Source organism: Pantoea sp. X-Soil-ISGK-421, from assembly GCF_059730785.1.
Genome location: NZ_AP035979.1, coordinates 2,631,607 through 2,648,873, shown reverse-complemented (window position 1 = coordinate 2,648,873; position 17,267 = coordinate 2,631,607). Strand labels below are relative to the sequence as shown.

Sequence of the window (17,267 nt, the reverse complement as noted above, 5' to 3'; positions counted from 1 at the left end):
TCGCCCGGGCCGGGCAAAAATTGAAGGAAATAAGAATATCGCCCCAACCATGCTAAGTATTCATATTCTGTAAATATTCTGGCAGGAATACGCATAAGCGCGCCGTTTTTCCTTTGCTAAGCTCAATGCAGACCTGTCTCGTTTGAATAAGGAGAACAAAATGAGTCAACAGAAACTCCGCCAGCTTGGCGACAGCGGTATCGAAGTTCCCCGTCTCACCTTTGGCGGCAACGTATTTGGCTGGACGGTGGATGAGAAAACCTCGTTTTCACTGCTGGATGCGCTGGTTGAGAAGGGCTTGTTCTTCATCGATACTGCCGACGTCTATTCGCGCTGGGCGCCGGGTAACGAAGGTGGCGAATCGGAAACTATCATTGGTAAATGGCTGAAGAAAAGCGGCAAGCGCGACCGCATCGTGCTGGCCACTAAAGTCGGCATGGAGCTTTCGCCGGAAAAAACGGGCCTTAAACCGGCATACATTCGTCAGGCGGTGGAAGACTCACTGCGCCGTCTGCAAACTGACGTCATCGATCTTTATCAAGCGCACCGTGATGATGAAACCACGCCGCTGCTTGATACGTTGAAAGCCTTCGACTCGCTGATTAAAGAGGGTAAAGTTCGTGCCATTGGCGCCTCCAACTACAACGCTACACGCTTGCAGGAAGCGCTGGATGTCAGTAAGCAACATGGACTGGCACGCTACGAAACCTTGCAGCCGGAATATAATCTCTACGATCGTCAGGAATATGAAAGCGGTCTGGAGCAGGTTGCGGTGAAAAATGGCCTCGGCGTGATCAACTACTATTCGCTGGCCAGCGGTTTCCTCAGCGGTAAATACAAAAAGCCGGAAGATGCCAGCAAAAGTAAGCGCGGGCAGGGCATTGTGGATAAATACCTCAACGAACGCGGCAAGCGGATTGTTGAAGCGTTAGAAGATGTCGCCGCCTCGCACGATGTATCGGCGACGCAGGTGGCGCTGGCGTGGCAGATTGCGCGTCCCAGCATTACCGCGCCGATTGTCAGTGCGACATCGCTGGAACAGCTGGATGAGCTGGTGAAAGCCACCGAACTGGAGCTCAGCAAGCAGGAAATTGAAGAGCTGGTAAGCGCCAGTAAACTGTAATGTTTTCAGGGACGCTGCGGCGTCCCGCTATTTTTCTGCTCTGCCTCACAAAAAATGCCATTTGCAGCAAAATATTTTCAATCATCGACCACCGTCACAATTGCGTTGACGCACTATCAACCTGCGGTAAACTGCGCACATATTTGCAAAAATTGACAAATCCTCAGCACTATCCTCTGTTCGATCCATTCCAGTCACTTCATATAAGAATAACCATCATGAACAGAAAAGAAGCAGTGCAGCATTTACCCCGCCTGGCAGCGGGAACCCTGATGTTTGCGATGCTGAGTGCATCGGCGGTAGCCGCTGATGCGTTCAGTTATGACTCTCCCTATATGTTTGGCGATTGGGGCGGCAACCGCACGCAGTTGGAAAATGACGGCATTAAATTCGACGTTAACTACACCATGGAAAGCGCCTCCAATCTGGCGGGCGGCGCCGATACCAATACTTCAATGCGTTACAGCGATCAGTGGGCGTTTGGCGCCAACTTTGACCTGGAAAAACTGCTCAACTGGCAGGATGCGCAATTCCAGATGACGATTACCGATCGTAATGGTCAAAACATCTCCGACCAGGTCGCCGATCGTCGTACCGGTATGTTGTCCTCGACCCAGGAAGTTTACGGTCGTGGCCAAACCTGGCGTTTAACCCAATTCTGGTTGAGCAAAGGTCTGTTCGATAACACGGTTAACCTGAAAGCCGGTCGCGTTACCGTCGGTGAAGATTTCGATAACTTTGACAGTAAATTCCAGAACCTGGCATTCGGTAGCGGTCAGGCAGGTAACTGGCGTGGCGATCGCTGGTTCAACTGGCCGGTTTCCCAGTGGGGCGGCCGCGTAAAAGTGAACTTTACACCTGACGTGTTCTTCCAGGTGGGCTTCTATAACCAGAACCGCGCCAACTACGATCGCGGCGACGGCTTCCGTCTCGATACCAGCAACTCCGAAGGGAATCTGGTGCCGGTCGAGTTGGGCTGGAAACCGACTTTAGGTGCAGACAAGCTGCCGGGTAACTACCGCATTGGCTATTACTACTCCTCAGCTAACGGTGACAACTACGGCAGCTGGCGCGATGGCGCTTATCAAAGCCAGGATCATGCGTATGGCGGCTACGTGCTGTTACAACAACAGTTGACCGCGCAGGGCGGCGATGCCAGCCGTGGTTTAGGCGTCACCGTGCAGGCGGTGATGAACGATCATAAAACCTCAAAAACCGATAACTATCAGTCGGTGAGCTTTACCTGGAAAGGGCCGTTCGATGCGCGTCCACAGGATGAGATTGGTGTCGGTGCGGCACGTATTCACGTCAACAGTGCTTATACGCGCTCGCAGCGTGAGCAGAACAACGCCAACGGCGAAACGGACTTCAATAGCCCAACCTATCTGCCGATTCAGGATGGTTCTGAGTACAACTATGAGATTTACTACAACGCTCAGCTGACCAAATGGCTGCAGCTGCGTCCGAACCTGCAATATGTGGTAGCGCCGGGTGCGGTGAGCGAAGTGAAAGATGCGTTTGTCGGCGGGATCAGTGCGAACGTGAATTTCTGATGTTTAATGCGGGTCGCCATCAATGACGACCCAACATCCGATCGTAGGGGCGGCATTTATGCCGTAATGCCGATCAGTTAAGCAATAAGCCACTTTCGTTCGCCACTGGCTGTGGCAGTTGCAGTTCAGCCGTGCGGCGACCGAGAAGAGGGCGTCTGGCCACGCCCTCTTCACTCCCGGGCCCTGCGCCAGCCCAACCCGCCGCGACGCGGTGCCTTCACTCGATCACGATTCCTGACGGACCGGCGGCGATTCGCTCCTGCTCAGCGCCGCCTCTCACCGCATCCCTGCGGTTCGCCCTGGAATCCCTCTCTCGCTCAGCGGGTTAGGATGTCGCCTCAACACCCACGCTGCTACGGCAGTGCATATTTAACCGCGTAATCGCTGCCTGAATTGTAGGGTCGTCATTGATGACGACCGTTACGAGTGCCGCACAATGGTGATGTCCTTGTCGCCATAAATAGCTCATCCTCGCCATTTAAGAGATGAAAACCTTAATTGCCGAGTGCACACATTGTAGCGGCGCAATTCATTGCGCGATAAATCGCGTCGCTGCGGAAGGTGCGGCGATTTGATACGGCGCTTAACTGACGAGCATTGCGGCATTTATTCCGCCCTATTCGCTTAACCGAACATCACCTCTGCCCAGCGGGCAAGACCGGCGGTAACCGATGCGAAATCATCACCGCTGGCAATAGGTGTATCGGGCAGCGCCTGCTGCAATGCGGCACGCAGCACCGGAGAACGTGCGCTACCGCCGGTGAGATAAATCACTTCCGGCTTGGTTTCGCAGGTGGCAAGCGCCAGATGCACTTGCTCCAAAATACGCTCCAGCGGTTGATTAATCGCTTCTTCCAGCTGCGTCGCGCTGATCTGCGCCTGCAATTGCGCAGCGATAAACGCCAGTGACGCATCCGTTTCTTTCACATCAGACAGCGCAATTTTGCTCTCTTCCGCCGCACGCACCAGACGATAGCCCAGCTTCTGCTGCCACACTTTCAGCAGGTGCGCCACTTTGTCACTGTGCTCGGCATCCCGAATCAAATCGCGCAGCAGTTTGCCGCTGGCCGCAGAATAGAAATCGCTTTGCGCTGGAACATCATTGATCGCGACCGCATTCCACCATGGCAGCGCGGGCAGCGCGGTGCCTTTCTGCGTATTGCCACCAAGGCCCAGCAGCGGCATTAGGGTTTTAAACGCCAGCATAATGTCGAGATCGTTACCGCCCACGCGGCAACCGCTGTGGCCAAGCAAACTTTCACGGCGATCGGTTTTATGGCGCCATTCCGGGCCCATCAGCAGCATCGAGCAGTCGGTGGTGCCGCCGCCGATATCCACCACCAGCACGCGCGTCTCTTTCTGCAGCGTGGCTTCAAAATCCAGCCCTGCTGCCACGGGTTCAAACTGAAACTCGACATCACGGAAACCGGCGCGCTGTGCGGCACGCAGCAAAATACCTTGCGCCTGTTGGTTGGCGTCTTCGCCACCTAAGCCCTGGAAGTTAATCGGGCGACCAATCACCGCTTGCTCAATCGGGCGATCAAGCTGCGTTTCACCCTGCTGACGGATGTGCAGCATCATGGCACACACCAGATCTTCAAAGAAGGCGATCTGCTGCGGCTTCAGGCCGTTAGCACCAAGGAAGGATTTGGGTGATTTCACGAACCACACTTCTTCGGGATCGACCATATATTGCTGTAACGCCGTCAAACCGAACTGCACGCTGCCCGGCAGAACCTCAATGTCTTCTTCACGGTTATAGCGCAGCGCACGCTGCAATAAGGCGGTGCCTTCGCTGTCTGGCGTTGGGACCTGATGATGACGGTATAACCATTCGCTGATCGCTTCGCGCGTCGGGGCACAAATCATGGAGGGAAGCAGGCGCTGACCATTCTCCAGTGTCAGCAGGCGCGGCGTACCATTATCACTGACTGCAATTGAACAGTTTGCTGTGCCGTAATCGAATCCGATAAACATATTTATCCCCCATGCCGGAAAAAAGGGGGCGACTTTAGCGCAGCCAGCGCGGGCTGGCAATGGGCAGAAGCGGCAGATTACCGCTGCACTTCCTGATAAACGTGATACTGACCACGGCCCGCGTGTTTTGCGCTGTAACAGGCAACATCAGCCTGTGACATCACCACATTGCTGATGCAGTTATGTTGATCAATTTGCGTGATGCCGGCACTCGCGCCGACGTGATAAGGCTGCTCCTTCCACACAAAACAATATTCGTTCACCGCCGTGACAATGCGCTGCACCACATCGCGCACCTGATCCACCTCGCAATTCGGCAGCAACACGCCAAATTCATCACCGCCCAAACGCGCCAGCATATCGCTGCTGCGCAGATGATGTGGCATCAGCTCAGCCAGTTCGCGCAGCAGTGCATCACCTGCTGCGTGCCCAGCGGTATCGTTCACCGCTTTAAATTTGTCGAGATCGATAAACACCAGCACGTGCTGCGTCTTGTTGGTCGCCGCATCGTTAACCAAATGTTTTAAACGCTGCTCGAAGCTCTGGCGATTCGGCAGGCGCGTCAGCATATCGTGTGAGGCGCTGTAGCTGAGGCGTTTCATTACCTTGCGCGATTCACTAACGTCTTGAATAACCATCACCGCACCAATGCTGGCGCCGGTTAACGTTTTCAGCGGTGTGATGCTGTAGTGAATCTCAACGCGCGCACCCTCTGGCGTGTGCAGCACCAACTCTTCGTCGAGATCGGGTGAGATTTTTTCGCCCGGCAGCTGACACAGCAATACGTTATCGACGCGCGGGCCATTCGTGCCGCGCGTGATGTTAAGCAGCTCTGTAATCGGCACGCCCGCGGCTTTTTCCTGGGGCCAACCGCTCAGCGTTTCAGCCACGGGATTCATAAAGGTGACACGCATTTCATCATCGGTGCTGATCACCGCTTCCCCGATCGAATCGAGGGTGATCGCCATGCGCTCTTTTTCCTGGAACAGCGCTTCATTCAAGGCGCGCAGCGGCGTGATGTCCTGACAAATGCCGAGCATACGTTCGATGTGCCCATCCTGGCTCAGGATGCGGTTGGCCTCGGAGCGCACGTAGCGCGGCCCCTCCGGCAAATTGATCCGGTATTCCAGTTGGAAAGCGCTGCGGCGTTCGATGGCTTGCTGCACCGCCAGCGCGGCGCTTTCCCGTTCGTCCGGATCGAGCAGATGCACCCACAGATCGTAGGTGGGGGTTTGCTGTGGGCTGAGGCCAAACAGCTCATACATGCGCTTGTCCCACAGCATTTCGCCGGTCAGTAAATTCCATTCCCACACGCCGATGCCGCCGGCTTCGTTCGCCAGCGTGATGCGTTCCATTAAGCGGCGATTGACCTGCTCGCTCTGCTTCAATTCGGAGATATCGATAATCTGGGCGATGAAGTAGTGCGGTTGTTGCGCCGCGTCACGCACCATTGATACCGTCAGCCGCGCCCAGACGATCTCGCCATCCTTGCGGAAATAGCGCTTCTCCATGGTGTAGGTCATGATCTCACCCGCCACTAAGCGCTCAAGTTGCTGCAAATCGCTATTGAGATCGTCGGGATGCGTAATCTGCTGGAAGGTGAGTTTTTTCAGTTCTTCGGCCGGGAAGCCTAACGTCTGGCATAGCGACTGGTTCACCTGCTGCCAGCCGCCATTGGGCGAAACCAGCGCCATGCCGATGGCCGAATACTCCATGGCATTGCGGAAACGGGTTTCACTTTCGCTGATGTGATGCTTTTCACGCTGGAAGGCATCCATCACCAGCGCCATAACGTGACTCGGCAGCAGCACTAACAGGAACGGCAGCCAGGTGCTCACCTGGCCGAGCAGCATGCCGTTTTGCGCCAGATTAACCCAGTTGAAGGCCAGCAGGATTGAAATAAAGCTGGCGTTGAGGAAGAACAAAAGAAACGCTTCAAATTTCGGCAGTCGTACCGAGCACCAAAAAAGAATCACCACAATAAAGGTGAAGGGCCACGGCAGAAAACGCAGCGATAAATAGCTGGCGAGCAGCGTGCCGAGCAGCGTCAGGCACGTTTCCAGCTGACGGCCTGGCGTAAAGATGTGGCGCAGGGGTTTATTCGGCCATAGCAATAACACCGGACCAAACGCCAACACGCCAATCACTTCGGAAATTACCCACGTCGAGAAGAAGGGCAGCGCCGCATTGTTACCGACATGCAGCATCCATAACGCGACGACGCCACCCAATAATGGCGCAATCAGGCCGGCGCACAGCGCAAAACGTACCCAATCGAGCAATGAATTAAGCGGCGCGCGTCGATCAAGCAGGGCGCGCAGCATTACGCCGCCTAAAATGGCCTGCACCATATTTAAGACGGCGAATTTAATATTGCTGAGCGCGGGACCAATAATCAGGAGGTTGGCCAGCGCGGTACCCAGTACGCAGGCGAGCAGCAGCAGCGGCACGTGTTTTGACGGGGCACGAAACACGATCACCGTCATCAGCGCGGTGGAGTACCAAAGCGGAGAAATGCGTCCGCTGACGACAATCAGTTCCAGACAAAACAACGTCAGCAGAAAGGTCAGTCCGCCCATCAGCAAAGCATTGAGCCAGATTCGTTGTGGTTTTTGCTGTGAGGTCAATATTTCGAGGGTCATGCAAGAATCCAGCCGCGCCGCAGGGAAAATGCGCCAGTCAATCACTATTTTGCATGCTAGCACATCTGTTTGAGATGTCTGCGGGGAAATCAGTTTTGGTCGTTATTCACTGAATTGATTGGCCCTTTGCGCGCAAAGGGCCAATCGGTATTAGCGAAAAAGATCGGCGCGGGTGAACGGTTTTTCTAAGCCGGCCAGATTGGCCGAGAAGCGCTCAAGGAACTGTTGTGTGGTGGCGACGCGACCGTGGCCCAGCAGCAACAGCGGCACCAGCAGCGCAATACCGACCTGCGGCAGACTAAAGCCCTTCAGCGACGTGCGGCGCTGGGTTAACAGAAATGCGGTGCTAAGCGTGAAGCCGAGCATCAGGCCGGCCAGCACTTCACTCTTTGAGTGTGCGTGAATAACCAGCCGCGACAGGCCGACCATCAACGGGATCAGATAACCGATGCCAATAGTAAACAGGCGCCAGCGCGGCGACCAGCGGCCGGAGATCAGCCACATCATTACCGGCCAGAGCGTGGCTGACATCGCGCTGTGTCCGCTGAAACCGGTAAAGTTGAATCTGGCGCTACCAATACCAAAGCCGAGAAACAGTATTTTCGAGACGCTCACCACCAGGCCAGCAAGACCAAACGCCAGCACCCAATACCAGACGGTTTGGCGGTTGTCGCTTTTCCATGGCAATACCAGCGCGATAATCACCGCGGTAGGGATCAGCAACATGCTGTCACCAAAATAGGTCAGGGTTTTCCAGCTCATACTTTTCCTTGCGGCTCCATTCAGCGTACCAACGCCAGCAACAGTGTTGGCAGATGAACAGTGTAACGATTAAGCGTCTGGCTGCAAAAGGGGATATTCTGAAAAGCCGTCGGCCCATTTCTCTGGCATCAAACCGGTGAAATACCTATAATTGCCGCCAACTAACCCTCTCATTCGGCCCGTTGCAGCTTCGGCTTAGGCAGGCTCCAGTTATCAGGTCTTAAAAAAGTATGACTGACAAGTCTCATCAGTGCGTGATCGTTGGCATCGCAGGTGCATCCGCATCCGGAAAAAGTCTTATCGCCAGCACGCTCTATCGTGAAATCCGTGACCAGGTCGGTGACGAGCATATCGGCGTGATCCCCGAAGATGCCTACTATAAAGATCAGAGTCACCTCACCATGGAAGAGAGGGTGAAAACCAACTATGACCATCCGAGTGCGATGGATCATGATTTGCTGCTGCAGCATCTGCGCGCTATCAAAGCGGGTCAGGATATTGAGTTGCCGGTCTACAGCTACGTTGAGCACACGCGTACCAGCGATTGCATTCATCTCAAGCCTAAGAAAGTCATCATTCTGGAAGGCATTCTGCTGCTGACCGATGCGCGACTGCGCCAGGAGATGAATTTCTCCATCTTCGTCGATACGCCGCTGGATATCTGCCTGATGCGCCGCATGAAGCGCGACGTCAATGAGCGCGGTCGTTCAATGGATTCCGTAATGAGCCAATATCAGAAGACCGTGCGTCCGATGTTCCTGCAATTTATTGAACCTTCCAAGCAGTACGCTGACATCATTGTGCCGCGCGGCGGAAAAAACCGTATCGCGATTGATATCCTCAAGGCCAAGATTAATCAGTATCTTTGACGACACAGCGTCCGCGCAGGCGTGACGCACTGTCGTAGCCATTCGCTACACTTAATTCATGGAGTACCTGCGATGAGATTATGCGATCGCGATATTGAAGCCTGGCTGGACAACGGAAAGTTGGCGATTGAGCCGCGTCCGCCAGTGGAACGCATTAACGGCGCGACGGTTGATGTGCGCCTCGGCAATCAGTTCCGCACATTTAGTGGCCACACTGCCGCTTTTATTGATTTGAGTGGTCCAAAGCACGAGGTCAGTGCCGCACTGGATCGCGTGATGAGCGATGAGATTGTGTTGCCGGAAGGCGAGGCCTTTTTCCTGCATCCGGGCGAGTTGGCGCTGGCGGTGACGCTGGAATCCGTCACCATACCCGACGATTTGGTCGGCTGGCTGGATGGTCGTTCTTCGCTGGCACGCCTTGGCTTGATGGTGCACGTTACCGCGCACCGTATCGATCCCGGCTGGCAAGGCCGCATCGTGCTGGAGTTCTATAATTCGGGCAAACTGCCGCTGGCGCTGCGTCCGGGCATGTTAATTGGTGCCTTGAGCTTTGAGCCGTTATCAGGCCCGGCTGCGCGTCCGTATAACCGCCGCGAAGATGCCAAATATCGTGGTCAGCAGGGCGCGGATGCCAGCCGCATCGACAAAGACTGACTAAAAAAATGCTTGCCACAATACTTCGAGGTGCAGCAAGGCGGCAAGCGAGTAGATCTCCAGGCGCTTACAGCAGTAAGTGACGGGGGTGAGCGAGCGCAGCCAACGCTGCTGCAACTTGAAGTATGCAGGCAATGAGGAATTGATGAGAAGAGTGATAACAACACTGGCCATCCTGTTAGTGGTGGTCGTAGCGGGTATGACAGCATTGGTGTTGCTGGTCAATCCCAACGACTTTCGTACCTATATGGTAAAGCAGGTAGAACAGCGCAGTGGTTATCAGCTTCAGGTGAGCGGCGATCTGCGCTGGCATGTCTGGCCGCAACTCAGCATTTTGGCTGGGCGCATGAGTTTGACCGCGCCTGGCGCCACGCAGCCGATGGTCACCGCCGATAACATGCGGCTGGATGTCAATCTTTGGCCGCTGTTATCGCATCAGCTTAGCGTCAACCAGGTGATGCTGAAAAATGCCATTATTCGCGTCACGCCGCAGAGTGCAGCGCAAAAGCCGACGGGCGCGCCCGTGGGGCCGGGTGATGCCGAACCGGTGAGCAGCAGCAACACCGGCTGGTCATTTAACATAGGCAAACTGCGTCTCGCCGATAGCCTGCTGATTTGGCAGCAGTCCGGCGGCGACGAATATAACTTCCGCGACCTCAATCTCAATCTCGATCAGGATGCCAGCAAACAGGCCAGCATTAATCTGGCTACCCGGATTTCGCGTAATCAGCGCAATCTCAGCGTCAATCTCAAAGGGCAAATGAATGTGGCGCAGTATCCACATCGTTTAGTCGGACAACTGGATGAGATGAATTACGCCATCGACGGCGCCAATCTGCCGACGCAGGGGATTAAAGGCACGTTGCGCGGTCAGGGTGAATGGAACGGCGACAATCAGCATTTCTCGTTACAGAAGATGCAGCTCACCGCCAATGACAGCGCGCTGGATGGCAGCGCCGATGGACGTTTGGCGCTTCCGCAGCAGCTGAATCTGGCGCTGCATGCCACCCACTTAAATATCGACGCGCTGATGGCGAATGCACCGGTGACGGATAGCAGCGCAGCGCAGCGTGCCAACGTGGTTAGCACGCCAGTGATTGCTGAGCCGCGCATGCGTGACAACAGCGACTCGCCGCTGAATCAAGTGGATCTGATGCTCAACCTCACGGCGGATAGCAGCGTGTGGCGTGGCCTGACGCTGACCAATTTGCAGCTCGACGCCAGCAATCAGCAGGGCTTGATGACCCTGAGTAAGTTGCAAGGCAAATTCGGTGACGGGCATTTCTCCGTTCCCGGTTCGGTGGACATCCGTAAACCGGTAACGCAAGTCGCGTTCCAGCCTGAGCTGGATAACATCGCCATTGCGCCGTTGCTCAAAGCGTTGGAACTGCCAGAAACATTGCAGGGCACCGTCTCGCTGAAAGGCGATCTCAGCGGAGCCGGATTAAGTATTGAAGAAGCAAAACGTAACTGGCAGGGCAGTGCGGATCTGGAAGCCACTAATCTGCAGCTTTCGCAGCTGAATCTGCAGCAAATGGTACGTCGGGCGGTGGCGCGCGTGAGCAATCGTGTCACTAACGATCAGCCAGACGATCAGGGCATCCAGCAGTTAAGCGGGCGCGTCAGCCTCAAGCAAGGCATCTTCAGTTTGCCGGATTTGCAGGGCGGCAACAGTCGTCTGGCGGTGCAAACTCAAGGCCGTGTCGATATGAATAAGCAGCAGCTCGACGTTACCATTAATATGGTGCTGCGCGGATGGCAGGGCGATGACAAATTAGCCAACCTGTTAAATCAGCAAACTATTCCGCTGCGCATGTATGGCGGCTGGAATAATCTGCAGTATTCGTTACCGGTGGATGACGTGGTGCGTCAGCAGCTGCAAAGTGAAGCGAAGTCGCGGCTGAATCAGTGGCTGGATCGCCAGCAACCTGCGAAGCAGCCATAAACGCCCGTTTCGCACCTTAACGTAGCGGCCCAATGTATTGCGCACCGCGATGGCGGATAAAACGAGCGCGATAAATCGCGCCGTTACGTTAGGTGCGATTTATGCCTCGATATTTATCGGCACTATTTCCACTTTCTGCACGCGATGATTTTCCACCTGCAATGTACGCAGCAGATAATCGCCGATCTGCAACGCTTCCCCTTCCTGCGGCACATGTTGCAGGCTATCCATCAGCAATCCCGCCAGCGTATGGTAATTGCGCTTTTCGTCGAGCGGCAGCTGCACATAGACGGCTAAATCCTCTAATGGCATATGCCCGTTCGCCACCCAACCGCCGTCGGGCAATGCTTCAATATCATAACGCGGGTCGATTTTTTCCCCTTCGTTCGGCAGATTGCCGGCGATGGTTTCCATCAGGTCGCTAAGCGTTACCACCCCCTCCACCGAACCAAACTCATCCACCACAAAAGCGAAATGGGTGCGCGCGTTGCGGAATTGTTCCAGCGCCTGCAGCAACGTTACGCGCTCAGGAAAGATCAACGGCTGACGGATCAGCGAGCGTAAATCCAAGGATTTGCTGTGCAAGGATTGGTGCAGCAGATCAATAACGTGCACTACGCCGAGCGGATCGCGTCCTTGTTCGGTAACCAGAATACGCGTGTGCTGGTTGCGGTCGAGCTTCGCCATAATGTCAGCCGGATCTTCGGCAAGGTCGATGTGCTCAATATCGTGGCGCGAAGTCATGATGCTATTGATCTGGCGCTGCCCCAGCCCCAGCACGCGTGCAATCATGCGTCTTTCCTGACGGTTAAACAGCGCACCTTCTTCATTGTCGCTCACTAAAGAGGCGGTATCGGCGTCCAATTCGGCATGCTGCGCCTCACCGCGCAAAATACGCAAGACGGCTTCCGAAGTGCGCTGACGTAATGGGCGTCCGGCAGTGAGGAAACGGCGACGGTTAAACGTTGCCAGCTGATTCAGTATCTCAATGACGATAGAAAAACCGATCGCCGCGTAGAGATAGCCTTTCGGAATAACAAAGCCTAATCCTTCGGCGACCAGGCTAAAGCCGATCATCAGCAGGAAGCTCAGGCAGAGAATCACGATAGTCGGATGGCCGTTAACAAAACGCGTAAGCGGTTTACTTGCCAGCAGCATGAGCAGAATCGCCACCGTCACCGCTGCCATCATCACCGGCAGTTCATTGACCATACCGACGGCGGTAATCACCGAATCCAGCGAGAAGATAGCGTCCAGCACCACTATTTGCGCCACCACTGGCCAGAATTTAGCACCGTTCTTATTTTGACCAGTTTCCTCATCACCGCCTTCAAGGCGGCTGTTTAACTCGGTAGTGGCCTTATAAAGAAGAAAGAAGCCACCACATAACAGCAGCAGATCGCGGGCGCTAAAATCGTGATGCAGCAGGGTAAACAGCGGTTGTGTCAGGGTTACCAGCCACGAAAGTGAGCCCAGCAGCGCTAAACGCGACAGCAGCGCAAGCAGCAGCCCGATAATGCGCGCGCGGTCGCGCTCCTTTGGCGGCAACTTTTCGACGAGAATGGCAATGAAAACCAGGTTATCAATGCCCAACACCAGCTCCAGAACGATTAGCGTTACTAATCCTGCCCAGAGCGATGGATCAATGATCCACTCCAACATGCGTTAATCACCTTAATGTCTGTGTCATATGTTTAATCTGATGATAGTGAAACGGCCTAAAGCCTACAAATAGCCGCTAACACGGTCAATCCGCGGTGCGACTAAGAAAGAAGAATAACCGCGATTGCCGGTTTGCACCGAAAAGATGAAATTATGGATAAAGATTGCACGTGAATGAAGCACGCTATTATTTTTTTTTAGTCACTAAGCTCGCGCATTTTTAATGCAGCATATTGAGTCGTTGAGTATCGAATTAATCTGAATTTTGCTGAGGAATGGCCTGAAAGGGCTGGCATCAATACTTATGGCTGGTAGTCTTTTTCCTAAAATAGTGCAGGGAAGACGGGGCCTACTTGTAAACAAGCCAGTAATAACTAGTATAGCAACGTGTTAGTAAATGTCTGCGCCAATGTTGTTAATAGCGTGCTCCTTAGCCTCCTAATGTTGCGAATTGTGATCGCACGCGGACCACGGCCGGTAATTAGCGCGAAATGCCGCATAAAACAGGCTGTAAATAGGATGACGGAAGCGGTATTGGCAGCGACAGCCAAGGGCGGTAGCGTGCCTGAAACGCCTTATCTTGGTTAAATGGTCTGTCACTGTGGTAAGGGAAGTCGGACTAATCTGTTGGTATTAATCAAGATTCTCTTGCTTACTAATGCGAGAGTTGGTTTTGACCTCAGAGAATTTACCGCAGATTGCCTCAACAAATGCAGTGAATATATCGCTCGTTTATTAAACAGCGTTGAGGCGTTAGGGATTAAAGAAATAATATAAAAGAGTTAAATATGCGCGATAACGAAATTACATATAAAAGTCTCCTGACCAAATTTTTACTGGCATGCTCGGATTTAATTTGTTTCAACGCCGCATTATTTATTGCGATGGCGTTGGTTAATTCGTTCACCCATTCTCCTTTGGCAGATATATCTGAAAAATACCTGCATTTAAAAATTGCTACGCACATTGCTCTCTCCATTATTTGCGTAGGCTGGTTCTGGGTTCGCCTGCGTCATTATACTTATCGCAAGCCATTCTGGTTCGAGCTCAAAGAGATCTTTCGTACCATTCTCATTTTCTCTGTCATTGATTTGTCAATTTCAGCACTTTCACAATGGCAAATGTCGCGCTTTGTCTGGGTTGCTACCTGGATTCTGGCGCTGATTCTGATTCCACTGGCGCGCTCCATCTCTAAACGCGTACTGAATCATTACGGCATGTGGAAGAAGCAAACTATCATCATCGGCAGCAGCCGTAATGCGCAGGAAGCCTGGCAGGCGCTGCAGAGCGAAGAGGTTATGGGCTTTGATGTGATTGCCTTCTTCGATGTTGATAAGAGCAGCCCGCAGGCCAGCATCTCAGGCGTGCCCGTTCTGCACAACGAACAAGAGCTGTGGCAGCTGACTAACAGCGAAACCCAGTTCATCGTGGCGGTGGAGTTCGAACAGAGTCAGCACCGCGATCACTGGCTGAAAACCCTCGCGATGCATAATTGCCGCTCGGTTTCCGTGATCCCAACGCTGCGCGGTGTACCGCTTTACGGTACCGACATGGCTTACATCTTCAGCCATGAAGTGATGATTCTGCGCGTCAATAACAATCTGGCGAAGCGCACTTCACGTTTCCTTAAGCGTGCATTCGATATCGTCGGCGCGCTCAGCATTATCCTCGCGCTTTCCCCGGCGCTGCTGGTACTCGGCTTTATGGTTGGCCGCGATGGTGGACCACCGATTTACGGTCATGAACGTGTTGGTTTGGGCGGCCGTAAGTTCAAATGCCTGAAATTCCGCTCAATGGTGATCAACTCGAAAGAGGTGCTGGAAGAGGTACTGCGTACCGACCCCGTGGCCCGTGCCGAGTGGGATAAAGATTTCAAACTGAAGAACGATCCGCGCATTACCAAAGTCGGTCATTTCATCCGTAAAACCAGTCTGGATGAGCTGCCGCAGCTGTGGAACGTGGTACGTGGCGATATGAGCCTGGTGGGTCCGCGCCCGGTTATTGAAGATGAACTCTGCCGTTATGCCGGTGACGTCGATTATTACCTGATGGCAAAGCCAGGCATGACGGGATTGTGGCAGGTTAGCGGTCGTAACGACGTTGACTATGAAACACGCGTCTATTTCGACTCGTGGTATGTCAAGAACTGGTCGCTGTGGAATGACATTGCGATTCTGTTTAAGACGGTTGGCGTAGTGCTGAAACGCGATGGCGCCTATTGATAGACAGCGAGGCCGGGGAGGGCACTATTATCCCTGGTTGAAAACTGCCGGTGCTGGGTGTGTCGTTATTTGACAGCTGCACTTATTGAGTCTGTATAAACCATTTGAATTGATGTCGTCTTTAGACTCGGTGACAACATAAAACCAAGGGAGCGCATAATAATGACCCACAGTTTCAGTGTTTAACCCGTCACATTAACTTTTTGTAAGACGCTACACAGCGGGCGATTTCGCCTCTATCAATCAATAACTGATAGCGAAGAATCAGATGATAATGAAAATTAAATTGATACCTTTACTGGTATCCGCGACTTTTCTCTCCGGATGTACTATTGAGCCGGGTTCTCACCTTTCCACCAGTGGAAAAGATGTCATAGAGCAACAGGATAGCAACTATGACATCGACAAATATGTCAACGTCTTCCCGCTGACGCCGCGTCTGGTTGAACAGATGCGTCCTAAGCCGTTAGTCGCGCAGGCTAACCCGATGCTGCAAAACGAAATCCAGAGCTACGAATACCGCATCGGTGTTGGCGACGTACTCAACGTCACCGTCTGGGATCACCCAGAGCTGACCACACCAGCCGGTCAATACCGTAGCGCCAGCGACACCGGCAACTGGGTGCAGGCGGATGGCACCATCTTCTACCCGTACATCGGTAAAGTCCGCGTAGCGGGCCGAACCGTCACCGAGATCCGCAGCGAAGTGGCGCGTCGTCTGGCACAGTTCATTGAAAGTCCGCAGGTTGACGTAAACGTCGCCTCGTTCCGTTCGCAGAAAGCCTACGTTACCGGTTCGGTGACCACCTCCGGACAACAGGCGATCACTAACGTGCCGCTGACCGTGCTGGATGCCGTCAACGCCGCTGGCGGCTTAGCCGCTGACGCTGACTGGCGCAACGTGGTGCTGACGCACAACGGCAAAGAACAACGTCTTTCGTTGCAGGCGCTGATGCAAAACGGCGACCTGAGCCAAAACCATCTGCTTTATCCGGGCGATATCCTCTACGTTCCGCGTAACGATGACTTGAAAGTCTTCGTGATGGGCGAAGTGAAGCAGCAGTCAACGCTGAAGATGGACCGCAGCGGCATGACGCTGGCCGAAGCACTGGGCAACTCGCAGGGTATGGATCAGACCACGTCTGATGCCACTGGCGTGTTCGTGATTCGTCCGATCCGCGGCACCAACCGCACCAAAATTGCCAACATCTATCAGTTGAATACCAAAGATGCGGCATCGATGGTGATGGGCACCGAATTCCAACTGGAGCCGTACGACATCGTTTATGTCACCGCGACACCAATTACCCGTTGGAACCGTGTGATTTCAAGCCTGTTGCCGACCATCGTAGGTGTTGACGATGCCAGCTCCGCGGCGCTTCGTTTCCGCAACTGGTCGAACTAAGGGTTCGCCATGATTAAGTCCGTGTTAGTCGTCTGCGTCGGCAACATTTGCCGCTCTCCCACCGGAGAGCGTCTGTTCAAACGCGCGCTACCCAACATCCGGATCGCCTCCGCAGGGCTCAGTGCGCTGCAAGGCTATCCGGCGGACCAGAAAGCTCTCGATGTGGCCGCCGATCACGGCGTGTCGCTCGAGGGTCATCAGGCACAGCAGTTAACGGCCAGCATGTGTCGTGACTATGACCTGATTCTGGTAATGGAAAAGCGCCATATTGAGCAGGTGAATCGCATCGATCCAGCCGCACGCGGAAAAACCATGCTGCTTGGCCACTGGCTCAACCAGCATGAAATTGCGGATCCGTACAAAAAAAGTCGCGAGGCCTTTGAAGAGGTCTACGGGTTACTGGAAAACGCTACCCAGAAATGGGTCAACGTATTAAGCCGATAGTTGGGATTA

12 protein-coding genes are annotated in these 17,267 nt (G+C 53.9%); 8 read left to right on the top strand and 4 right to left on the bottom strand.

The annotated features are described in order from the left end of the window. Nucleotides 1-160: 160 nt before the first annotated feature. Nucleotides 161-1,123, top strand: a complete 963-nt coding sequence (locus AC6I8K_RS12360) for an aldo/keto reductase (RefSeq protein WP_497826816.1) — start codon at nucleotides 161-163, stop codon at nucleotides 1,121-1,123. Between the two features lie 218 nt (nucleotides 1,124-1,341). Continuing rightward, nucleotides 1,342-2,676, top strand: coding sequence for a carbohydrate porin (locus AC6I8K_RS12355; protein ID WP_064739239.1), 1,335 nt, complete (start codon nucleotides 1,342-1,344; stop codon nucleotides 2,674-2,676). A gap of 624 nt (nucleotides 2,677-3,300) precedes the next feature. Here AC6I8K_RS12355 and yegD read toward each other — a convergent pair. The 3 genes from yegD to AC6I8K_RS12340 form a co-directional block, all read right to left on the bottom strand. Beyond that, nucleotides 3,301-4,653: a molecular chaperone gene (yegD, locus tag AC6I8K_RS12350; RefSeq protein ID WP_497826815.1), complete on the bottom strand. Its 1,353-nt coding sequence runs from the start codon at nucleotides 4,651-4,653 to the stop codon at nucleotides 3,301-3,303. A 77-nt stretch (nucleotides 4,654-4,730) separates the two neighbouring features. Then, nucleotides 4,731-7,295, bottom strand: a complete 2,565-nt coding sequence (locus tag AC6I8K_RS12345; RefSeq protein WP_497826814.1) for a diguanylate cyclase — start codon at nucleotides 7,293-7,295, stop codon at nucleotides 4,731-4,733. Between the two features lie 150 nt (nucleotides 7,296-7,445). Beyond that, nucleotides 7,446-8,057 (bottom strand): phosphatase PAP2 family protein, encoded by a 612-nt coding sequence (locus tag AC6I8K_RS12340; RefSeq protein ID WP_064739236.1) that lies wholly within the window; start codon nucleotides 8,055-8,057, stop codon nucleotides 7,446-7,448. A 230-nt stretch (nucleotides 8,058-8,287) separates the two neighbouring features. On the opposite strand from AC6I8K_RS12340, the gene udk reads away from it, so the two are divergent. From udk to asmA, 3 genes are all read left to right on the top strand, one after another. Further along, nucleotides 8,288-8,926 carry a uridine kinase gene (gene udk, locus AC6I8K_RS12335; RefSeq protein WP_007888949.1) on the top strand — a complete coding sequence of 213 codons (639 nt, stop codon included), beginning with the start codon at nucleotides 8,288-8,290 and terminating at the stop codon, nucleotides 8,924-8,926. Between the two features lie 72 nt (nucleotides 8,927-8,998). After that, a complete protein-coding gene (gene dcd, locus AC6I8K_RS12330) occupies nucleotides 8,999-9,580 on the top strand; it encodes a dCTP deaminase (RefSeq protein ID WP_007888946.1) in 582 nt (193 codons plus the stop codon). Between the two features lie 145 nt (nucleotides 9,581-9,725). Further along, a complete protein-coding gene (gene asmA, locus AC6I8K_RS12325) occupies nucleotides 9,726-11,525 on the top strand; it encodes an outer membrane assembly protein AsmA (RefSeq protein WP_497826813.1) in 1,800 nt (599 codons plus the stop codon). Nucleotides 11,526-11,624: 99 nt separating this feature from the next. Here asmA and AC6I8K_RS12320 read toward each other — a convergent pair whose 3' ends face one another. Then, nucleotides 11,625-13,187 (bottom strand): TerC family protein, encoded by a 1,563-nt coding sequence (locus tag AC6I8K_RS12320; protein ID WP_064739234.1) that lies wholly within the window; start codon nucleotides 13,185-13,187, stop codon nucleotides 11,625-11,627. A 788-nt stretch (nucleotides 13,188-13,975) separates the two neighbouring features. On the opposite strand from AC6I8K_RS12320, the gene wbaP reads away from it, so the two are divergent. The 3 genes from wbaP to AC6I8K_RS12305 all read left to right on the top strand — a co-directional run bounded on the left by wbaP (nucleotide 13,976) and on the right by AC6I8K_RS12305 (nucleotide 17,258). Beyond that, nucleotides 13,976-15,409, top strand: a complete 1,434-nt coding sequence (wbaP, locus tag AC6I8K_RS12315) for an undecaprenyl-phosphate galactose phosphotransferase WbaP (RefSeq protein WP_064739233.1) — start codon at nucleotides 13,976-13,978, stop codon at nucleotides 15,407-15,409. Between the two features lie 274 nt (nucleotides 15,410-15,683). Next, on the top strand, nucleotides 15,684-16,814 hold the full coding sequence (locus tag AC6I8K_RS12310) for a polysaccharide export protein (RefSeq protein WP_155726391.1): 1,131 nt from the start codon (nucleotides 15,684-15,686) through the stop codon (nucleotides 16,812-16,814). A 9-nt stretch (nucleotides 16,815-16,823) separates the two neighbouring features. After that, entirely contained in the window at nucleotides 16,824-17,258 is a 435-nt protein-coding gene (locus AC6I8K_RS12305; RefSeq protein ID WP_483817734.1) for an arsenate reductase/protein-tyrosine-phosphatase family protein, read from the top strand. Nucleotides 17,259-17,267 lie beyond the last annotated feature (9 nt).

Excerpts from the sequence above, each read along its gene's own strand:
- AC6I8K_RS12345 (WP_497826814.1), bottom strand. The coding sequence starts at position 7,295 with ATGACCCTCGAAATATTGACCTCACAGCAAAAACCACAACGAATCTGG.
- AC6I8K_RS12310 (WP_155726391.1), top strand. The coding sequence starts at position 15,684 with ATGAAAATTAAATTGATACCTTTACTGGTATCCGCGACTTTTCTCTCC.
- AC6I8K_RS12360 (WP_497826816.1), top strand. The coding sequence starts at position 161 with ATGAGTCAACAGAAACTCCGCCAGCTTGGCGACAGCGGTATCGAAGTT.
- AC6I8K_RS12305 (WP_483817734.1), top strand. The coding sequence starts at position 16,824 with ATGATTAAGTCCGTGTTAGTCGTCTGCGTCGGCAACATTTGCCGCTCT.
- dcd (WP_007888946.1), top strand. The coding sequence starts at position 8,999 with ATGAGATTATGCGATCGCGATATTGAAGCCTGGCTGGACAACGGAAAG.
- AC6I8K_RS12340 (WP_064739236.1), bottom strand. The coding sequence starts at position 8,057 with ATGAGCTGGAAAACCCTGACCTATTTTGGTGACAGCATGTTGCTGATC.
- AC6I8K_RS12355 (WP_064739239.1), top strand. The coding sequence starts at position 1,342 with ATGAACAGAAAAGAAGCAGTGCAGCATTTACCCCGCCTGGCAGCGGGA.
- yegD (WP_497826815.1), bottom strand. The coding sequence starts at position 4,653 with ATGTTTATCGGATTCGATTACGGCACAGCAAACTGTTCAATTGCAGTC.
- wbaP (WP_064739233.1), top strand. The coding sequence starts at position 13,976 with ATGCGCGATAACGAAATTACATATAAAAGTCTCCTGACCAAATTTTTA.
- udk (WP_007888949.1), top strand. The coding sequence starts at position 8,288 with ATGACTGACAAGTCTCATCAGTGCGTGATCGTTGGCATCGCAGGTGCA.
- AC6I8K_RS12320 (WP_064739234.1), bottom strand. The coding sequence starts at position 13,187 with ATGTTGGAGTGGATCATTGATCCATCGCTCTGGGCAGGATTAGTAACG.
- asmA (WP_497826813.1), top strand. The coding sequence starts at position 9,726 with ATGAGAAGAGTGATAACAACACTGGCCATCCTGTTAGTGGTGGTCGTA.